Annotated in this window: 14 protein-coding genes; 4 read left to right on the plus strand and 10 right to left on the minus strand. The window is 60.7% G+C overall.

The window, feature by feature from the left end; all coding sequences use genetic code 11:
* Window positions 1-148 precede the first annotated feature (148 nt).
* The 9 genes from ACYUME_RS00550 to rpmH all read right to left on the minus strand — a co-directional run bounded on the left by ACYUME_RS00550 (window position 149) and on the right by rpmH (window position 8,879).
* Window positions 149-1,021: a ParB/RepB/Spo0J family partition protein gene (locus tag ACYUME_RS00550; RefSeq protein ID WP_460417708.1), complete on the minus strand. Its 873-nt coding sequence runs from the start codon at window positions 1,019-1,021 to the stop codon at window positions 149-151.
* A 9-nt stretch (window positions 1,022-1,030) separates the two neighbouring features.
* Complete coding sequence (locus ACYUME_RS00555; RefSeq protein WP_028690024.1) at window positions 1,031-1,822, minus strand: ParA family protein; 792 nt, start codon at window positions 1,820-1,822, stop codon at window positions 1,031-1,033.
* An 18-nt stretch (window positions 1,823-1,840) separates the two neighbouring features.
* Window positions 1,841-2,491, minus strand: coding sequence for a 16S rRNA (guanine(527)-N(7))-methyltransferase RsmG (gene rsmG, locus ACYUME_RS00560; RefSeq protein ID WP_279882433.1), 651 nt, complete (start codon window positions 2,489-2,491; stop codon window positions 1,841-1,843).
* Window positions 2,488-4,380, minus strand: a complete 1,893-nt coding sequence (gene mnmG, locus ACYUME_RS00565) for a tRNA uridine-5-carboxymethylaminomethyl(34) synthesis enzyme MnmG (RefSeq protein WP_460417710.1) — start codon at window positions 4,378-4,380, stop codon at window positions 2,488-2,490. The genes rsmG and mnmG overlap by 4 nt, the downstream gene beginning before the upstream one ends.
* Window positions 4,381-4,945: 565 nt before the next feature.
* Window positions 4,946-6,316: a tRNA uridine-5-carboxymethylaminomethyl(34) synthesis GTPase MnmE gene (mnmE, locus tag ACYUME_RS00570; protein ID WP_460417712.1), complete on the minus strand. Its 1,371-nt coding sequence runs from the start codon at window positions 6,314-6,316 to the stop codon at window positions 4,946-4,948.
* Between the two features lie 87 nt (window positions 6,317-6,403).
* Window positions 6,404-8,086, minus strand: coding sequence for a membrane protein insertase YidC (yidC, locus tag ACYUME_RS00575; protein WP_279882439.1), 1,683 nt, complete (start codon window positions 8,084-8,086; stop codon window positions 6,404-6,406).
* 2 nt (window positions 8,087-8,088) lie between these two features.
* Window positions 8,089-8,334, minus strand: coding sequence for a membrane protein insertion efficiency factor YidD (yidD, locus tag ACYUME_RS00580; RefSeq protein WP_011536514.1), 246 nt, complete (start codon window positions 8,332-8,334; stop codon window positions 8,089-8,091).
* A complete protein-coding gene (gene rnpA, locus ACYUME_RS00585) occupies window positions 8,327-8,731 on the minus strand; it encodes a ribonuclease P protein component (protein WP_279882502.1) in 405 nt (134 codons plus the stop codon). Before rnpA ends, yidD begins: the two co-directional genes overlap by 8 nt.
* A 13-nt stretch (window positions 8,732-8,744) precedes the next feature.
* Window positions 8,745-8,879: a 50S ribosomal protein L34 gene (rpmH, locus tag ACYUME_RS00590; RefSeq protein WP_003253163.1), complete on the minus strand. Its 135-nt coding sequence runs from the start codon at window positions 8,877-8,879 to the stop codon at window positions 8,745-8,747.
* A gap of 584 nt (window positions 8,880-9,463) precedes the next feature.
* Between rpmH and dnaA the strand changes: the two genes are divergently transcribed.
* The 4 genes from dnaA to gyrB are packed head-to-tail and all read left to right on the plus strand — an operon-like array spanning window position 9,464 to window position 15,687.
* The gene (gene dnaA / locus ACYUME_RS00595) at window positions 9,464-10,999 is read left to right on the plus strand and encodes a chromosomal replication initiator protein DnaA (RefSeq protein WP_279882441.1); all 1,536 of its coding nucleotides are present in this window, start codon (window positions 9,464-9,466) and stop codon (window positions 10,997-10,999) included.
* A 40-nt stretch (window positions 11,000-11,039) separates the two neighbouring features.
* On the plus strand, window positions 11,040-12,143 hold the full coding sequence (gene dnaN, locus ACYUME_RS00600) for a DNA polymerase III subunit beta (protein ID WP_279882443.1): 1,104 nt from the start codon (window positions 11,040-11,042) through the stop codon (window positions 12,141-12,143).
* Window positions 12,144-12,158: 15 nt separating this feature from the next.
* Window positions 12,159-13,262: a DNA replication/repair protein RecF gene (gene recF, locus ACYUME_RS00605; RefSeq protein ID WP_028690032.1), complete on the plus strand. Its 1,104-nt coding sequence runs from the start codon at window positions 12,159-12,161 to the stop codon at window positions 13,260-13,262.
* A 4-nt stretch (window positions 13,263-13,266) separates the two neighbouring features.
* Window positions 13,267-15,687 carry a DNA topoisomerase (ATP-hydrolyzing) subunit B gene (gene gyrB / locus ACYUME_RS00610; protein WP_460417715.1) on the plus strand — a complete coding sequence of 807 codons (2,421 nt, stop codon included), beginning with the start codon at window positions 13,267-13,269 and terminating at the stop codon, window positions 15,685-15,687.
* A 73-nt stretch (window positions 15,688-15,760) separates the two neighbouring features.
* On the opposite strand, the gene ACYUME_RS00615 is transcribed toward gyrB, so the two are convergent.
* Window positions 15,761-17,059, minus strand: a complete 1,299-nt coding sequence (locus ACYUME_RS00615; protein ID WP_460417717.1) for a sigma-54 interaction domain-containing protein — start codon at window positions 17,057-17,059, stop codon at window positions 15,761-15,763.
* Window positions 17,060-17,230: the final 171 nt, after the last annotated feature.

Consider the following 17,230-nt stretch of genomic DNA (forward strand, 5'->3'; position numbering starts at 1 on the left):
TCAACTGCTCCTCGGAAGTCGACCGCCTAGTCAGCTATGACTTGGCATAATTTGTGCCGACAAAATGCGCGCAGAGTATAGGGGTGGATTAACCCCTATTCAACTCTTCGGTAGTGATTTCCGACTGCGCGCTACAACGGGAATTGTTTCAGCGGATGTGAGCAAGCACGCCTTGCAACTCATCAAGCGAGTTGTAGCGAATAACCAACTGGCCCTTGCCCTTGTTGCCATGGCGAATTTGCACCGCCGAGCCCAGGCGCTCTGCCAGACGTTGCTCGAGGCGAGCGATATCCGGATCAGGTTTGCTCGATTCGACCGGCTCAGGTTTGCCATTGAGCCACTGGCGCACCAGTGCCTCGGTCTGGCGCACGGTCAGGCCACGTGCGACAACATGACGCGCCCCCTCTTCCTGACGCTCTTCCTCGAGGCCGAGCAAGGCACGGGCGTGGCCCATCTCCAGATCGCCATGGGCGAGCATGGTCTTGATCGCCTCGGGCAGCGAGATCAGGCGCAGCAGGTTGGCGACAGTGACCCGCGACTTGCCGACGGCATCGGCCACCTGCTGCTGGGTCAGCTCGAACTCCTGCTGCAGACGCTGCAGGGCCAACGCCTCTTCCAGCGGGTTCAGGTCCTCGCGCTGGATGTTCTCGATCAGCGCCATCGCGATGGCGGCTTCGTCGGGCACCTCGCGGACCATGGCCGGAACGGTGTCCAGGCCGGCCTGCTGGGTGGCGCGCCAGCGGCGCTCGCCGGCGATGATCTCGTAGCGGTTGTCGCCGATCGGGCGCACCACGATCGGCTGCATGACGCCGTGGGCGCGGATGGAGTGCGCCAGCTCTTCCAGCGCCTCGGGGTCCATGTCGCGACGCGGCTGGTACTTGCCGCGCTGGATCAGCTCGACCGGCAGTTGTTGCAGTTCCTTCCGGTCGACCTTGACAGCCTGCTCTTCGAGCGCGCTGACGGAAGGACCACTGAGCAGTGCATCCAACCCACGTCCGAGACCGCGTTTCTTGATGGCCATGCGGATTCCTTAAGTTGTTTGTGCAGTGCGTGATGGACGGCGCTGACGGCGAACCAGTTCCCCGGCCAGCGCCAGATAGGCGAGCGCGCCTCGGGATTGCTTGTCGTAGGCCAGGGCCGGCATGCCGAAGCTCGGCGCCTCGGCCAGGCGGATGTTGCGCGGAATCACCGTGTCGTACAGCTGGTCGCCGAAGTGTTCCTTGAGCTGTGCCGAAACATCGTTGTTCAGGCTCAGGCGCGGGTCGTACATGGTCCGCAGCAGGCCTTCGATCTTCAGCTCAGGGTTCAACCGCGCGGCGATGCGTTTGATGTTATCCACAAGGTCGCTGAGCCCCTCCAGCGCGTAATACTCGCACTGCATGGGGATGATCACGCCATCGGAGGCGACCAGGGCGTTGAGCGTCAGCATCGACAGCGACGGCGGGCAGTCGATGAGGATGTAGTCGTAGTTCTCGCGGATCGGCGCCAGCGCGTTGCGCAGGCGGCTCTCCTTCATCTGCATCTCGAGCAGCACCACCTCGGCGGCGGTCAGGTCGCGGTTGGCCGGCAGCAGCTGGAAATTGCCGTGCTCGGAATAGTGCATGGCCTGGGCCAGGTCGCATTCCCCGATGAGCAGGTCGTACACCGAGTGCTCGAGCTCGTGTTTATCCACACCGCTGCCCATGGTGGCGTTGCCCTGTGGATCGAGGTCGATCAGCAGCACGCGACGCTTGGTCGCGGCCAGCGATGCGGCGAGATTGATGCAGGTGGTGGTCTTGCCCACACCACCCTTCTGGTTCGCGATTGCGAATACCTTAGCCATTGTTGCGTGTGTTCCCAGTCATGCCTTGCGGCGCAGTATCAGCAGATGGCGCTGGCCCTGGCAACCCGGAACGGTCAGGGCCTGCTCGCTTTCCACTGTGAAGTCTGCGGGCAATGCTACCAGTTCGTCGGCAGGATGCAGCCCCTTCATTGCAAGCCATTGCGTGCGAGCGTCACCCAGGTGGCGGGTCCAGTTGGTGAAATTCTCCATGCTGCTGAACGCGCGGGAGATGATCCCGCAGAACGGCTGCTCGGGCTGCACCTCTTCGACCCGGCTGTGGATAACCGTAAGGTTGTCCAGTTTCAGTTCCATCTTCACCTGAGTCAGGAAGCGGGTCTTCTTGCCGTTGCTGTCCAGCACCGTCACTTGCTTGTGCGGGTGCAGGATGGCCAGCGGGATGCCGGGCATGCCGCCGCCGCTACCGACATCCAGCCAGCGCTGGGCGTCATTGTGGATAAACGGCATGACACTCAGGCTGTCGAGCAGATGCCGCGAAACCATCTCGTCCGGGTCGCGCACGGCGGTGAGGTTGTAGGCCTTGTTCCATTTGATCAGCAGGGCCAGGTAGCCCAACAGCAGCTCGTGCTGCTGCGCGCTCAGCTCGACACCGAGCTGGCGCGCACCTGTGGACAACTCTTCGGCATGTTGCGGGGTGACCGGGGAACTCAAGCGCTTTGCTCCAATTCGCGGCCTGCGCCGCGTTTCTTCAAGTGAATCAGCAACAGGGAAATCGCCGCCGGGGTCACACCCGGGATGCGCGATGCCTGGCCAAGGGTTTCGGGCCGGGTCTGCTCGAGCTTGCCCTGGATTTCCTTGGACAGGCCGGAAATCGTGGTGTAGTCGATATCCACAGGCAGGCGCGTATCTTCGCTGGCGCGCAGCCGGGCGATCTCTTCCTGCTGGCGGTCGATGTAGCCGGCGTACTTGGTCTTGATCTCGACCTGTTCGGCGACCTGTGGATCGATCACTTCACCGCCGGTGGCCTCGATCAGCCCAGCGTAGTCGACTTCCGGACGCGCCAGCAGGTTGAGCAGGCTGTACTCGTGAGCCAACGGCGTGCCGAACTTATCCACAATGGCCTGGCCCTGCGGCGTGCCCGGGCGAACCCAGGTGCTCTTCAGCCGCTGTTCCTCGCGCTCGATGCCTTCGCGCTTGGCGCAGAATGCGGCCCAACGGGCGTCGTCGATCAGACCCAGTTCGCGACCTTTCTCGGTCAGGCGCAGGTCGGCGTTGTCTTCGCGCAGGATCAGCCGGTACTCGGCACGCGAAGTGAACATGCGGTACGGCTCCTGGGTGCCGAGGGTGATCAGGTCATCGACCAGAACGCCAATGTAGGCTTCGTCGCGACGTGGGCACCAGCTTTCACGGCCCTGGGCGCGCAGCGCGGCGTTGGTCCCGGCCAGCAGGCCCTGGGCACCGGCTTCTTCGTAACCGGTAGTGCCGTTGATCTGGCCGGCGAAGAACAGGCCGCCGATGACCTTGGTCTCGAGGCTGTACTTCAGGTCGCGCGGGTCGAAGTAGTCGTACTCGATGGCATAGCCCGGACGCACGATATGAGCGTTTTCCATGCCGCGGATCGAGCGCACGATCTCCAGTTGCACATCGAACGGCAGCGAAGTGGAGATGCCGTTGGGGTACAGCTCATGGGTGGTCAGGCCTTCCGGCTCGATGAACACCTGGTGGCTTTCCTTGTCGGCGAAACGGTGAATCTTGTCTTCGATCGACGGGCAGTAGCGCGGGCCGATGCCTTCGATCACGCCGGAGTACATCGGCGAACGGTCGAGGTTCGAAGCGATGATCTCGTGGGTGCGGGCGTTGGTGTGGGTGATCCAGCAGCTCACCTGGCGCGGATGCATCTGGGCATTGCCCATGAACGACATCACCGGGATCGGCGTGTCGCCCGGTTGCTCGGTCATCACCGAGAAGTCCACGGAACGGCCGTCGATGCGCGGCGGGGTGCCGGTCTTCAACCGACCGACGCGCAGCGGCAGTTCGCGCATGCGGTTGGCCAGGGCATTGGCGGGCGGATCGCCGGCGCGGCCACCGGAGTAGTTCTGCAAACCAATGTGGATAAGTCCGCCGAGGAAGGTGCCGCTGGTCAGGACCACGGAATCGGCGAAGAAGCGCAGACCCATTTGCGTGACCACGCCCTTGACCTGGTCCTGCTCGACGATCAGGTCATCGCACGACTGCTGGAATATCCACAGGTTCGGCTGGTTTTCCAGGATCTCGCGCACCACCGCCTTGTAGATGGCGCGGTCGGCCTGCGCACGGGTGGCGCGCACGGCCGGGCCCTTGCGGTTATTCAGGATGCGGAACTGGATGCCGCTCTTGTCGGTGGCCAACGCCATGGCGCCGCCGAGCGCATCGATTTCCTTGACCAGGTGGCTCTTGCCGATGCCACCGATGGCCGGGTTGCAGCTCATGTGACCGAGGGTTTCCACGTTATGAGTCAACAGCAGGGTTTTCACACCCATGCGTGCGGACGCAAGCGCAGCCTCGGTACCGGCATGGCCGCCGCCGATGACGATCACTTCAAAACGGGAAGGGAAATCCACCACGCACCTCGTGCCTGTTTTTGCGAATAGAGAAGGTAAGCGGACAAGTATAGGGACTTCCCGCCCTTCAAAGAAACCTTCTGAGCAAAAAATGAGCAGGCTGTGGATGAGTGGCAGGCAAAAGAAAACAAAGAGGAAAAATTTAAAAAAGCTTTGTTTTTATGTTTATGTTTAGGCTCTGCTATGCCTGTGTATAAGTACTTCTAGGCCATATATTACGGTGTGTACAGAGAATCATAACCCTGTGTCGAAATGGGCCTGGGGGCTCTGGATACTGCTGTTTAACCTGTGGATGAATGTGCCTGTTACCCACAGGCGGGTTTGTCCTCAGAAAAAAAGCCTGGTTATCAACGGAGCTGAAGGCGAGTTTTCCACAGAGCTCCTGAGTCAGGGCCTTAATCTGTGGATGACGTCGTGGGAGCGAGCTTGTCTCGCGAAGCAGGCTTGCAGATATGGCACCGGCTGCACCGGTGTTCGCGGGTCAAGTCCGCTCCCACAATCCTGAATCACAGGCAAAAAAAAGCCGCTCCAGGTAGGAGCGGCTTCGATATCGCAGGGTTGTGGACTACTTACCGATGCAGAAGCTCGAGAAGATCCTGCCGAGCAGGTCATCCGAACTGAACGCCCCGGTGATTTCCCCCAACGCCTGCTGTGCCTGGCGCAGATCCTCCGCCAACAGCTCTCCGGCGCCAGCCAGGGTCAACTGCGCCCGACCATGTTCCAGGTGCTCGCTAGCCTGGCGTAGCGCCTCCAGGTGCCGACGACGGGCGCTGAAGCTGCTTTCCGCGGTCTGTTCATAACCCATGCAGGCCTTGAGGTGGTTACGCAGCAGGTCCAGGCCCATATCGCTCTCACGGGCACTCAGGATGATGGTCACATGGCCGTCGTCGCTTTGTTCCATGCCAACGGCTTCACCACTGAGGTCGGCCTTGTTGCGGATGAGGGTGACCTTGGCCACGTCCGGACGCTGATCGAGAAATTCTGGCCACAAGGCGAAGGGATCACTGGCTTCCGGTGCGGTCGAGTCGACGACCAGCAGCACCCGATCGGCTTCGCCGATGGCCTTGAGCGCCCTTTCCACGCCGATCTTTTCCACATGGTCATCGGTATCGCGCAGGCCGGCGGTATCGACCACATGCAACGGCATGCCATCGATGTGGATATGTTCGCGCAGGATGTCCCGGGTGGTGCCGGCGATATCGGTGACGATCGCCGCCTCGCGTCCGGCCAACTGGTTGAGCAGGCTCGATTTGCCGGCGTTCGGCCGGCCGGCGATGACCACGGTCATGCCGTCGCGCAACAAGGCGCCCTGCCCGGCTTCACGCTGCACTGTGGACAACTCGCTGCGCACGTCATCGAGCATGCGCAACACATGGCCGTCGGCGAGAAAGTCGATTTCTTCCTCGGGGAAGTCGATTGCCGCCTCGACGTAGATGCGCAAGGCAATCAGCGCCTCGGTCAGCCCGTGCACACGCTTGGAGAACGCCCCCTGCAGGGAACGCAGGGCATTACGGGCAGCTTGGGTGGAGCTGGCTTCGATCAGGTCAGCGATGGCTTCGGCCTGGGCCAGGTCGAGCTTGTCGTTGAGGAACGCTCGCTCGCTGAACTCGCCCGGGCGCGCCAACCGGCAACCCAACTGCAGGCAACGCTGCAGCAGCATGTCCATGACCACCGGCCCCCCGTGGCCCTGCAGCTCCAGCACGTCTTCGCCGGTGAACGAGTTCGGTCCGGGGAAGAACAGCGCGATGCCTTCGTCCAGGACCAGGCCTTCGGCATCGCGGAACGGGCCGTAGTGGGCATGGCGCGGGGTCAGCGTGCGGCCGGTGATGGCCTGCCCGGCCTGGCTGGCCAGCGGCCCGGACAAGCGGACGATGCCAACACCGCCACGGCCCTGGGCGGTAGCGATGGCGGCGATGGTTTCACGCACAGTGTTCATGCTCGAAAGCCTCTACAACGAATTCGACGGATAGCAAAAACGCCCCACTAGGGGGCGTTTTTATTCACAGGCAAACAGAAGTGCCCGTCAAGCAGCAGCTTTCTTGGCCGCTGCCTCGATGCCGCGAGTGATGTACCACTGCTGTGCGATCGACAGGCAGTTGTTCACAACCCAGTACAGCACCAGACCGGCCGGGAACCACAGGAAGAAGAAGGTGAAGATGATCGGCATCATTTTCATGACCTTCGCTTGCATCGGATCCGGTGGCGTCGGGTTCAGGCGCTGCTGGATGAACATGGTGGCGCCCATGATGATCGGCAGGATGAAGAACGGATCCTTGATCGACAAGTCGGTGATCCACAGCATCCACGGGGCCTGGCGCATCTCGACGCTTTCCAGCAGTACCCAGTACAGGGCCAGGAACACCGGCATCTGCACCAGGATCGGCAGGCAGCCGCCCAGCGGGTTGATCTTCTCTTTCTTGTACAGCTCCATCATCGCCTGGGACATCTTCTGGCGATCGTCACCGAAGCGTTCCTTGAGCTGGGCCAGTTTCGGCGCCACGGCACGCATGCGCGCCATCGAGCGGTAGCTGGCGGCCGAGAGCGGGAAGAACAGGCCCTTGATCAGCATGGTCAGGACGATGATCGACCAGCCCCAGTTGCCGAGCAGGCTGTGGATATGTTGCAGCAGCCAGAAGATCGGCTGGGCGATGAACCACAGGAAGCCGTAGTCGACGGTGAGTTCCAGGCCTGGGGACAACTCCTTGAGCTTGGACTGGATCTTCGGACCGGCGTACAGCATGGCGCTGGTCTCGACCTTGCCGCCGGCAGGCACGTTCAGGGCCGGACCGGTGTAGCCGATGATGTAGTTGCCCTGGCTGTCCTTGCGGGTCTGGACCGCATTGTTGTCCGAGTGGCTTGGAATCCAGGCGGTCACGAAGTAGTGCTGCAACCAGGCGACCCAGCCGCCGGTTACATTTTCTTTCAAACTGCCTTTGTCGATGTCTTTCATCGACACTTTCTTGTACGGCTCCGAAGCTGTCCACAGGGCCGCACCCAGGTAGGTGGCGGTGCCGGTGGCGGTGCTCGACGACGGATCGGAGCTGGCGTCACGCTTGAGCTGGGCAAACATGTTGCCGGTCCAGGCCTGGCCACTCTGGTTGTCGATCAGGTAGCTGACGGTCAGGTCGTACTCGCCACGCTTAACGCTGAAGCGCTTGATGTAATTGACGCCGTTTTCGCTGAACTTCAGGTCCACGACCAATTGGTCCTGGCCGTCGGCCAGCTGGAAGCTCTTCTGGTCCGCAGCGTAAAGCGGGCGACCGGTGGCGCGCGCATCCGGGCCGTTGGTACCGGTCAGGCCGCTCTGGGCAAGGTACACACGTTCGCCACCGTTATCGAACAGCTGGAACGGAATGTCCGGATGGTCCTGACGACGTGGGTATTTCGGCAGGTTCAGTTGGACGATGTCGCCACCGACCGGGTCGATAGCCAGGTCCAGGACATCGGTCTTGATCCGGATCAGGTCCTTGCTGACCGCGACCGGCGCCAGCTCCGCAGGGCTGGATTCAGCATTGGCGCTCGGCACATCGGCGCTGGCACCGGAGTTGCCAGCCGGCACGGTATCCGGCAGGGACGGAGCAGCGTTGCTGGCAGCAGCATGCTGAGTCGGCAAGGCAGCCTGGCCGTAGTCCTGGTTCCACTTGAGGACCAGTACGTAGGACACGATTGCCAGGGCGACGATCAGGATCGTGCGTTTAATATCCATGATTACTCGGCTATCGAAGAAGTTCGGGAGGAAGGAGCAGGTGGAACGGGATCGAAACCGCCGTCGTTCCACGGATGACAGCGCCCCAGGCGACGAACGGCCAGCCACCCACCACGCAACAGGCCATGGTTTTCGATGGCTTCGTATGCGTAACAGGAACAGCTGGGATAGAAACGACAGTGACTGGCCATCAGTGGACTGATGGCGTAACGGTAGAACTGGATCGGAACGAGGGCCAGTTTACGCATTGTTACTGTCTACCCCTGCGGGATCGGCATTGACCGCTGGAGAGGGTCGACTGCGAACCAGTCGCTTCCAGAGCTTGCCAAAGTGTTGGTGCAATTCTGGGTTTTCCACTTCGCCCAACCCCTTGCGCGCAACGATCACGATATCCAGACCAGCCAACAGCTGCTGGTTCAGGCGAAACGAGTCGCGCATCAGGCGTTTCAGGCGATTGCGTTGAACGGCGAGCTTGACGCTCTTCTTGCCGATCACCAGGCCGAGGCGTGGGTGATCGAGACCGTTCTCGCGGGCAAGGATAAGCAGGTTTTTCCCTGGAACCTTGCCGGTTGGGGAGTCGAAGACCGCTTTGAAGTGTCGGGGTGTAAGCAGTCGCTTTTCCCGACTGAAGTCCTGACTCACCACCTGTGCCGGAAAATCAAATGGCCAGACGCTTACGGCCTTTGGCGCGACGACGCGACAGAACGGCACGGCCGTTCTTGGTGGCCATACGGGCACGGAAACCGTGGGTGCGGGCGCGCTTGATGGTGCTTGGTTGGAAAGTACGTTTCATGGCGTGTTACCTGGGTTGGTCGACAACGGGCCGGAAGGGCCCCCTTTTTAAGAGATCGGCGATTCTAGAGAAAGCAAGCGGATAGGTCAATTTCCAACCAGCCTTTCCTTCAGCCGGTGAAGTGGGTGATCAGCGGTTAGCCGGGTTGTCCGTCGATTCTCGAGACAGCCGCGTGAGATAAAAAAACAAAGAGGCATATAGAAAGCTTTTCTGAAGAACTTATAGAGCTTAAGTGGATAACCTTCTGTGGATAACTGCGTTGAGCCCATAAATCACCTGCTGTACAGCAATTCACAACCTTGTCGGTAACAGGTGTTCTCTCTGTGGCGGGCTTGCGTAAAAGCTGTGTACCGAAGATGAGTTTATCCACAGGACGATTATCCACAGATCAAAACCCAGGGTTGTGCATAGACCTCAGCTAGCGTTATCCACAGGGCTTATCTACCGTTTGGGGTGGTAAAAAAGTCAATTTTTGGCGCTTTTACTGTGCCCGAGACGCCCGCCACGTGTGGATAACTGGTCGCCCGACCGGTACAATGGCGGTTTGTTTTTGCCTCAGCCGGCTTTCAACTCAGGGGATATCCGTGTCAGTGGAACTTTGGCAGCAGTGCGTGGAGCTTCTGCGCGATGAACTGCCTGCCCAGCAATTCAACACCTGGATCCGTCCGCTACAGGTCGAAGCCGAAGGCGACGAGTTGCGCGTCTATGCGCCCAACCGCTTTGTGCTCGATTGGGTCAATGAGAAGTATCTTGGCCGCCTGCTCGAATTGCTCGGCGAACAGGGCAGCGGTATCGCGCCCGTCCTTTCCTTATTAATTGGCAGTCGTCGCAGCTCCGCGGCGCGTGCGGCACCCAATGCCCCCGTCAGTGCCGCAGTCGCAGCCAACATGGCGCAACAAGCTCAGTTGCAGCAGTCGGCAAAAGTCGAACAGCCGGCCGAGCCTGTCAGTGCCTCGGTGATCGAGCCTGCGCCGAACGCCGAGGTCGAAGAACCGACTTCCCGTGACAGCTTCGACAGCATGGCTGAACCTGCCGCGATGCCTGCGACTACTGGGCGCACCGAGCAACGTACGGTGCAGGTCGAAGGCGCGCTCAAGCACACCAGCTACCTCAACCGCACCTTCACCTTCGAGACGTTCGTCGAGGGTAAGTCCAACCAGCTGGCCCGTGCTGCGGCCTGGCAGGTCGCCGACAACCCCAAGCATGGCTACAACCCGCTCTTCCTTTATGGCGGTGTTGGCCTGGGTAAGACGCACTTGATGCATGCGGTGGGTAACCATCTGTTGAAGAAGAACCCGAATGCCAAGGTGGTCTACCTGCATTCCGAGCGCTTCGTCGCGGACATGGTCAAGGCGCTCCAGCTTAACGCCATCAATGAATTCAAACGTTTCTACCGTTCGGTCGATGCGTTGCTGATCGACGACATCCAGTTCTTCGCCCGCAAGGAGCGATCCCAGGAAGAGTTTTTCCATACCTTCAACGCCTTGCTCGAAGGCGGTCAGCAGGTGATCCTCACCAGTGATCGTTACCCGAAGGAGATCGAAGGCCTGGAGGAGCGTCTGAAGTCGCGCTTCGGTTGGGGCCTGACGGTGGCTGTCGAGCCACCGGAATTGGAAACCCGCGTGGCGATCCTGATGAAGAAGGCCGACCAGGCCAAGGTCGAGCTGCCGCACGACGCCGCGTTCTTCATCGCCCAGCGTATCCGCTCCAACGTGCGTGAGCTCGAAGGTGCTTTGAAGCGGGTGATTGCTCACTCGCACTTCATGGGCCGCGACATCACCATCGAGCTGATCCGTGAGTCGCTCAAGGATCTGCTGGCGCTGCAGGACAAGCTGGTCAGTGTGGATAACATCCAGCGCACCGTGGCCGAGTACTACAAGATCAAGATCTCCGATCTGCTGTCCAAGCGACGGTCGCGCTCCGTGGCGCGTCCACGGCAGGTGGCCATGGCGTTGTCGAAAGAGCTGACCAACCACAGTCTGCCGGAGATTGGCGACATGTTCGGCGGCCGCGACCACACCACCGTGCTGCACGCCTGCCGCAAGATCAACGAATTGAAGGAATCCGACGCGGACATCCGCGAGGACTACAAGAACCTGCTGCGCACGCTGACGACCTGATGGCCGTCTGCGCAGCTAATTGAAGGCAAGGGACTAGACCATGCATTTCACCATTCAACGCGAAGCCCTGTTGAAACCCCTGCAACTGGTCGCAGGCGTCGTCGAGCGCCGCCAGACCTTGCCGGTCCTGTCCAACGTCCTGCTGGTCGTGCAAGGCCAGCAGCTGTCGTTGACCGGTACCGACCTGGAAGTCGAATTGGTTGGCCGCGTCCAGCTGGAAGAGCCCGCCGAACCGGGCGAGATCACCGTGCCGGCGCGCAAGCTGATGGACATCTGCAAGAGCCTGCCCAGCGATGTGCTGATCGACATCAAGGTCGACGAGCAGAAGCTGCTGGTCAAGGCCGGCCGCAGCCGTTTCACCCTGTCCACCCTGCCGGCCAATGACTTCCCGACCGTGGAAGAAGGCCCGGGCTCGCTGACCTGCAACCTGGAACAGAGCAAGCTGCGCCGCCTGATCGAGCGCACCAGCTTCGCCATGGCCCAGCAAGATGTGCGCTACTACCTCAACGGCATGTTGCTGGAAGTGTCCCCCGGCACCCTGCGTGCCGTGGCCACCGACGGCCACCGCTTGGCGCTGTGTGCCATGCAGGCACCTATCGACCAAGCTGATCGTCACCAGGTCATCGTGCCACGCAAAGGTATCCTCGAGCTGGCGCGCTTGCTGACCGATCCGGAAGGCACGGTCAGCATCGTCCTGGGCCAGCACCACATTCGTGCTACCACTGGTGAGTTCACCTTCACCTCCAAGCTGGTCGATGGCAAGTTCCCGGACTACGAGCGCGTACTGCCCAAGGGCGGCGACAAGCTGGTAATCGGCGATCGTCAGGCGCTGCGTGAGGCGTTTAGCCGTACTGCGATCCTGTCCAACGAGAAGTACCGCGGTATCCGTCTGCAACTGGCTGCCGGTCAGTTGAAGATCCAGGCCAACAACCCGGAGCAGGAAGAAGCGGAAGAAGAAATCAGCGTCGACTACAACGGCAGCTCGCTGGAGATCGGTTTCAACGTCAGCTACTTGCTGGACGTGCTGGGCGTCATGACCACTGAACAGGTTCGCCTGATTCTGTCGGACTCCAACAGCAGCGCCCTGCTGCAGGAAGCCGGCAATGACGACTCGTCCTACGTTGTCATGCCGATGCGCCTGTAACCCATAGCAGGCGACATGTCCCTTCGACGTCTCTCGGTCACCGCGGTGCGCAACCTGCACCCGGTGACCCTCTCACCCTCCCCCCGCATCAACATCCTTTATGGCGCCAACGGCAGCGGCAAGACCAGCGTGCTCGAAGCCGTGCATCTGCTTGGGCTTGCACGTTCGTTCCGCAGCACACGGTTGAATCCAGTCATTCAGTACGAGCAGCCAACCTGCACCGTGTTCGGCCAGGTTGAACTGGCCGAAGGTGGTACCAGCAACCTGGGCGTTTCACGTGAACGACAAGGCGACTTCACCATTCGCATCGACGGACAGAATGCGCGTAGCGCTGCGCAATTGGCCGAGATGCTACCGCTGCAGTTGATCAACCCGGACAGCTTCCGCTTGCTCGAGGGGGCGCCCAAAGTGCGTCGGCAGTTCCTCGATTGGGGCGTGTTCCACGTGGAACCCCGTTTCATGGCGACCTGGCAGCGCCTGCAGAAGGCCCTGCGGCAGCGGAACTCATGGCTGCGGCATGGTACACTGGACGCCGTTTCGCAAGCCGCCTGGGATCGGGAGTTATGCCTCGCCAGTGCGGAGATAGATGAATACCGTCGCAACTATATCAAGGCCTTGAAGCCTGTCTTCGAGCGAACCCTGAGCGAACTGGTCGAACTGGACGGGCTGACCCTGAGCTATTACCGAGGCTGGGACAAGGACCGGGAACTCAACGAAGTCCTCGCAACCTCCCTCCTTCGCGATCAGCAGATGGGACACACCCAGGCCGGGCCACAGCGTGCTGATCTGCGCCTGCGATTGGGCGCGAACAATGCGGCCGACATCCTTTCGCGAGGGCAGCAGAAGCTGGTGGTCTGTGCCCTGCGCATCGCCCAGGGGCATCTGGTCAGCCAGGTTCGTCGCGGTCAGTGTATTTATCTGGTGGATGACTTGCCGTCCGAACTGGACGAGCAGCACCGCCGCGCCCTGTGCCGCTTGCTTGAAGAATTGAACTGCCAGGTGTTCATCACCTGTGTAGACCACGAATTTCTGAGGGAAGGCTGGCAGACGGAAACGCCAGTCGCCTTGTTCCACGTGGAACAAGGCCGTATCACCCAGACCCACGACCATCGGGAGTGAAGGCATGAGCGAAAATCAAACGTACGACTCCTCCAGCATCAAGGTGCTGAAAGGGCTGGATGCCGTACGCAAACGTCCCGGCATGTACATTGGCGACACCGATGACGGCAGCGGCCTGCACCACATGGTGTTCGAGGTGGTCGACAACTCGATCGACGAAGCCCTGGCCGGGCATTGCGATGACATTACCGTCATCATTCATCCGGACGAATCCATCAGTGTCCGTGACAACGGCCGTGGCATTCCGGTCGATGTGCATAAAGAAGAAGGCGTTTCCGCAGCCGAGGTCATCATGACCGTGCTGCACGCTGGCGGTAAGTTCGACGACAACTCCTACAAGGTGTCCGGCGGTCTGCACGGTGTAGGCGTGTCGGTGGTGAACGCCCTGTCCGAGCAGCTGGTGCTCACCGTTCGTCGTAGCGGCAAGATCTGGGAGCAGACCTACGTCCATGGTGTGCCGCAGGCGCCGATGGCGGTCGTCGGTGACAGCGAAACCACCGGTACCCACATCCACTTCAAGCCTTCCGCTGAAACCTTCAAGAACATCCACTTCAGCTGGGACATTCTCGCCAAGCGTATCCGCGAGCTGTCGTTCCTGAACTCCGGCGTTGGCATCCTGCTGAAGGACGAGCGCAGCGGCAAGGAAGAGTTCTTCAAGTACGAAGGTGGCCTGCGCGCATTCGTTGAATACCTGAACACCAACAAGACCCCGGTCAACTCCCAGGTCTTCCACTTCAACGTTCAGCGTGACGACGGCGTGGGTGTGGAAATCGCCCTGCAGTGGAACGACAGCTTCAACGAAAACCTGCTGTGCTTCACCAACAACATTCCCCAGCGCGACGGTGGTACCCACCTGGTCGGCTTCCGTTCCTCGCTGACTCGTAGCCTGAACAGCTACATCGAGCAGGAAGGCCTGGCGAAGAAGAACAAGGTTGCCACCACGGGTGATGACGCCCGCGAAGGCCTGACCGCGATCATCTCGGTCAAGGTACCGGATCCGAAGTTCAGCTCGCAGACCAAGGACAAGCTGGTTTCCTCGGAGGTGAAGACCGCCGTGGAACAGGAGATGAACAAGTACTTCGCCGACTTCCTGTTGGAGAACCCCAACGAAGCCAAGGCCGTGGTCGGCAAGATGATCGACGCCGCCCGCGCCCGTGAAGCGGCGCGCAAGGCCCGTGAGATGACCCGCCGCAAAGGTGCGCTGGACATCGCTGGCTTGCCGGGCAAACTGGCCGACTGCCAGGAGAAGGACCCTGCCCTTTCCGAACTGTACCTGGTGGAGGGTGACTCCGCGGGTGGTTCGGCCAAGCAAGGCCGCAACCGTCGCACCCAGGCGATCCTGCCGCTCAAGGGCAAGATCCTCAACGTCGAGAAAGCGCGCTTCGACAAGATGATCTCTTCCCAGGAGGTCGGCACGCTGATCACCGCACTGGGCTGTGGCATCGGTCGCGAAGAGTACAACATCGACAAGTTGCGTTATCACAACATCATCATCATGACCGATGCTGACGTCGACGGTTCGCACATCCGTACCCTGCTGCTGACCTTCTTCTTCCGTCAGTTGCCGGAGCTGGTCGAGCGTGGCTACATCTATATCGCTCAGCCGCCGCTGTACAAGGTGAAGAAGGGCAAGCAGGAGCAGTACATCAAGGACGACGAGGCCATGGAAGAATACATGACCCAGTCGGCCCTGGAAGATGCCAGCCTGCACCTGGACGAGTCCGCGCCTGCCGTTTCCGGTGTGCAGCTCGAAGCGCTGGTCAACGAATTCCGCGCCGTGATGAAGACCCTCAAGCGTCTGTCGCGCCTGTATCCGGAAGAGCTGACCGAGCACTTCATCTACCTGCCGGAAGTCACCCAGGAGCAACTGGCCAACCATGCTGCCATGCAGACCTGGCTGGGCAAGTTCCAGGAGCGTCTGAACAACAGCCAGAAGTCGGGCCTGAGCTACGTCGCCAGCCTGCGCGAAGACAAGGAACGCAATATCTGGCTGCCGGAAGTGGAAGTCACCTCCCACGGCTTGGCCAGCTATGTCACCTTCAATCGCGAGTTCTTCGGCAGCAACGATTACCGTTCTGTGGTCGCCCTGGGCGCCAAGCTCGGTACCCTGCTCGGTGAAGGCGCCTACGTTCAGCGTGGTGAGCGTCGCAAGGCGGTTATCGAGTTCAAGGAAGGCCTGGACTGGCTGATGAACGAGAGCACCAAGCGCCACACCATCCAGCGATACAAAGGGCTGGGTGAGATGAACCCGGACCAGCTGTGGGAAACCACCATGGACCCGACTGTGCGCCGCATGCTCAAGGTGACCATCGAGGACGCCATTGCTGCCGACCAGCTGTTCAACACCTTGATGGGGGATGCGGTCGAGCCGCGTCGCGACTTCATCGAAAGCAACGCGCTGTCGGTGTCCAACCTGGACTTCTGATTAGCTGGCAGTACCAAAAAAGCCAATCCATGGGATTGGCTTTTTTTTGCCTTCACGAATGTTCCACGTGGAACTACGAAATTCCCAATGCTTTAAGTCGGCGGTACAACGTGCGTTCGCTCATCCCGAGGTGATCGGCCAATTCACTTCGGGAACCGCTGAAGGTTTCCAAGGCGTGGGCCAGATCGGCCATTTCGTTCTTACGTCCCCGAACACCTGGCTGCCTTATAGTCGGGTAGATATCTTCCGGAAGATGCTCGGGACGGATCAGCCCATCATCAGCAAACAATCGCGCGCGCTCCAGGATGTTCCTGAGTTCGCGAATGTTGCCTGGGAAGGTATGCAGGTTGAGGCACTCGAGTGCTTCGGCGGTAACCTTGGGCGCGTGCTTGCCGGCCATGCGTTGCAGCAGGCTCTCACAGAGCAACGGTAAATCCTCGACTCGCTCACGTAGTGACGGCAGGCGAATCGGGAACCCGCTGATGCGGTAATACAGATCTTCGCGGAACGTCCCTTCGGCGGCCATCTCTTTCAATGGCTTGTGCGTGGCTGAGACCAGGCGAAAGTCCGAATGGACCGTGCGTGTGCTGCCGACCGGGCGGAAGCTACCGGACTCGATCAGGCGCAGCAGTTTCACCTGCATGGCCAGCGGTACCTCACCGATCTCATCGAGGAACAGGGTGCCACCGTGAGCGGCTTCGGCCAGGCCGATCTTGCGTTGAGTCGCGCCGGTGAAGGCACCTTTCTCATAGCCGAACAGTTCACTCTCGAACAGCGACTCGGTCAGCCCGGTGCAGTCCACCACCACCAGGGGACCATTGGCTCGGGGGCTGCCCAGGTGCAGGGCGCGGGCGAACAGCTCCTTGCCGGTACCGGATTCACCCTGGAGCAATACCGGGATCTGTGCGGGGGCCGCTCGCTGCAGACTGGCCAACGCAGTCTTGAAGGCTGGCGCCCGGCCAACCAACCCCTGCTGTTGAGGCTGTGCCGATGCCAGGGTGATGCTGGTCAGGCGTTCGACGAAGGCTACCACCCTGCCCTCGTCATCGAGGATCGGGCGCAGCTCCACATCCACATGTTCCGGCCCACGCGGGGTGTGATGGATGTGCAGCACGCGCTCGGGCACCTTGCTGTCCAGCGACTTGCGCAGCGGGCAATGTTCCCCGGCCTGGTCGCAAGGCACGGCATAGTGGTGCGAGACCCGATGGCACTTTTCGCCGATAGGCGCGTGCTCCTCGTTGCCGAACTGGCGACGGTACGCCGCGTTGGCAGCCAGGATGTTGTAGTCGGTGTCCAGCACGATGCTGGGCAGCACATCGTGTTCGAGGTAGGACACCAGCGCGAGGATCGCGGGATGGGAAGCGGCTAGCATGACAGCACCAGATGAAGGACCTGGCGAGGGTAGCAAGGACTGCCAAACACTGCCATCGGCTGACAGTCGACTGCCAGGAACTGTCACCTTTGCTTGGCAGGAATGGGGCTGCTGCGTAGCCCGTCGCGGCACGAGGCCGCTCCTGCAAGGGACGGCGTGCTATCTGAAAGG

The organism is Pseudomonas sp. microsymbiont 2, from assembly GCF_054788395.1.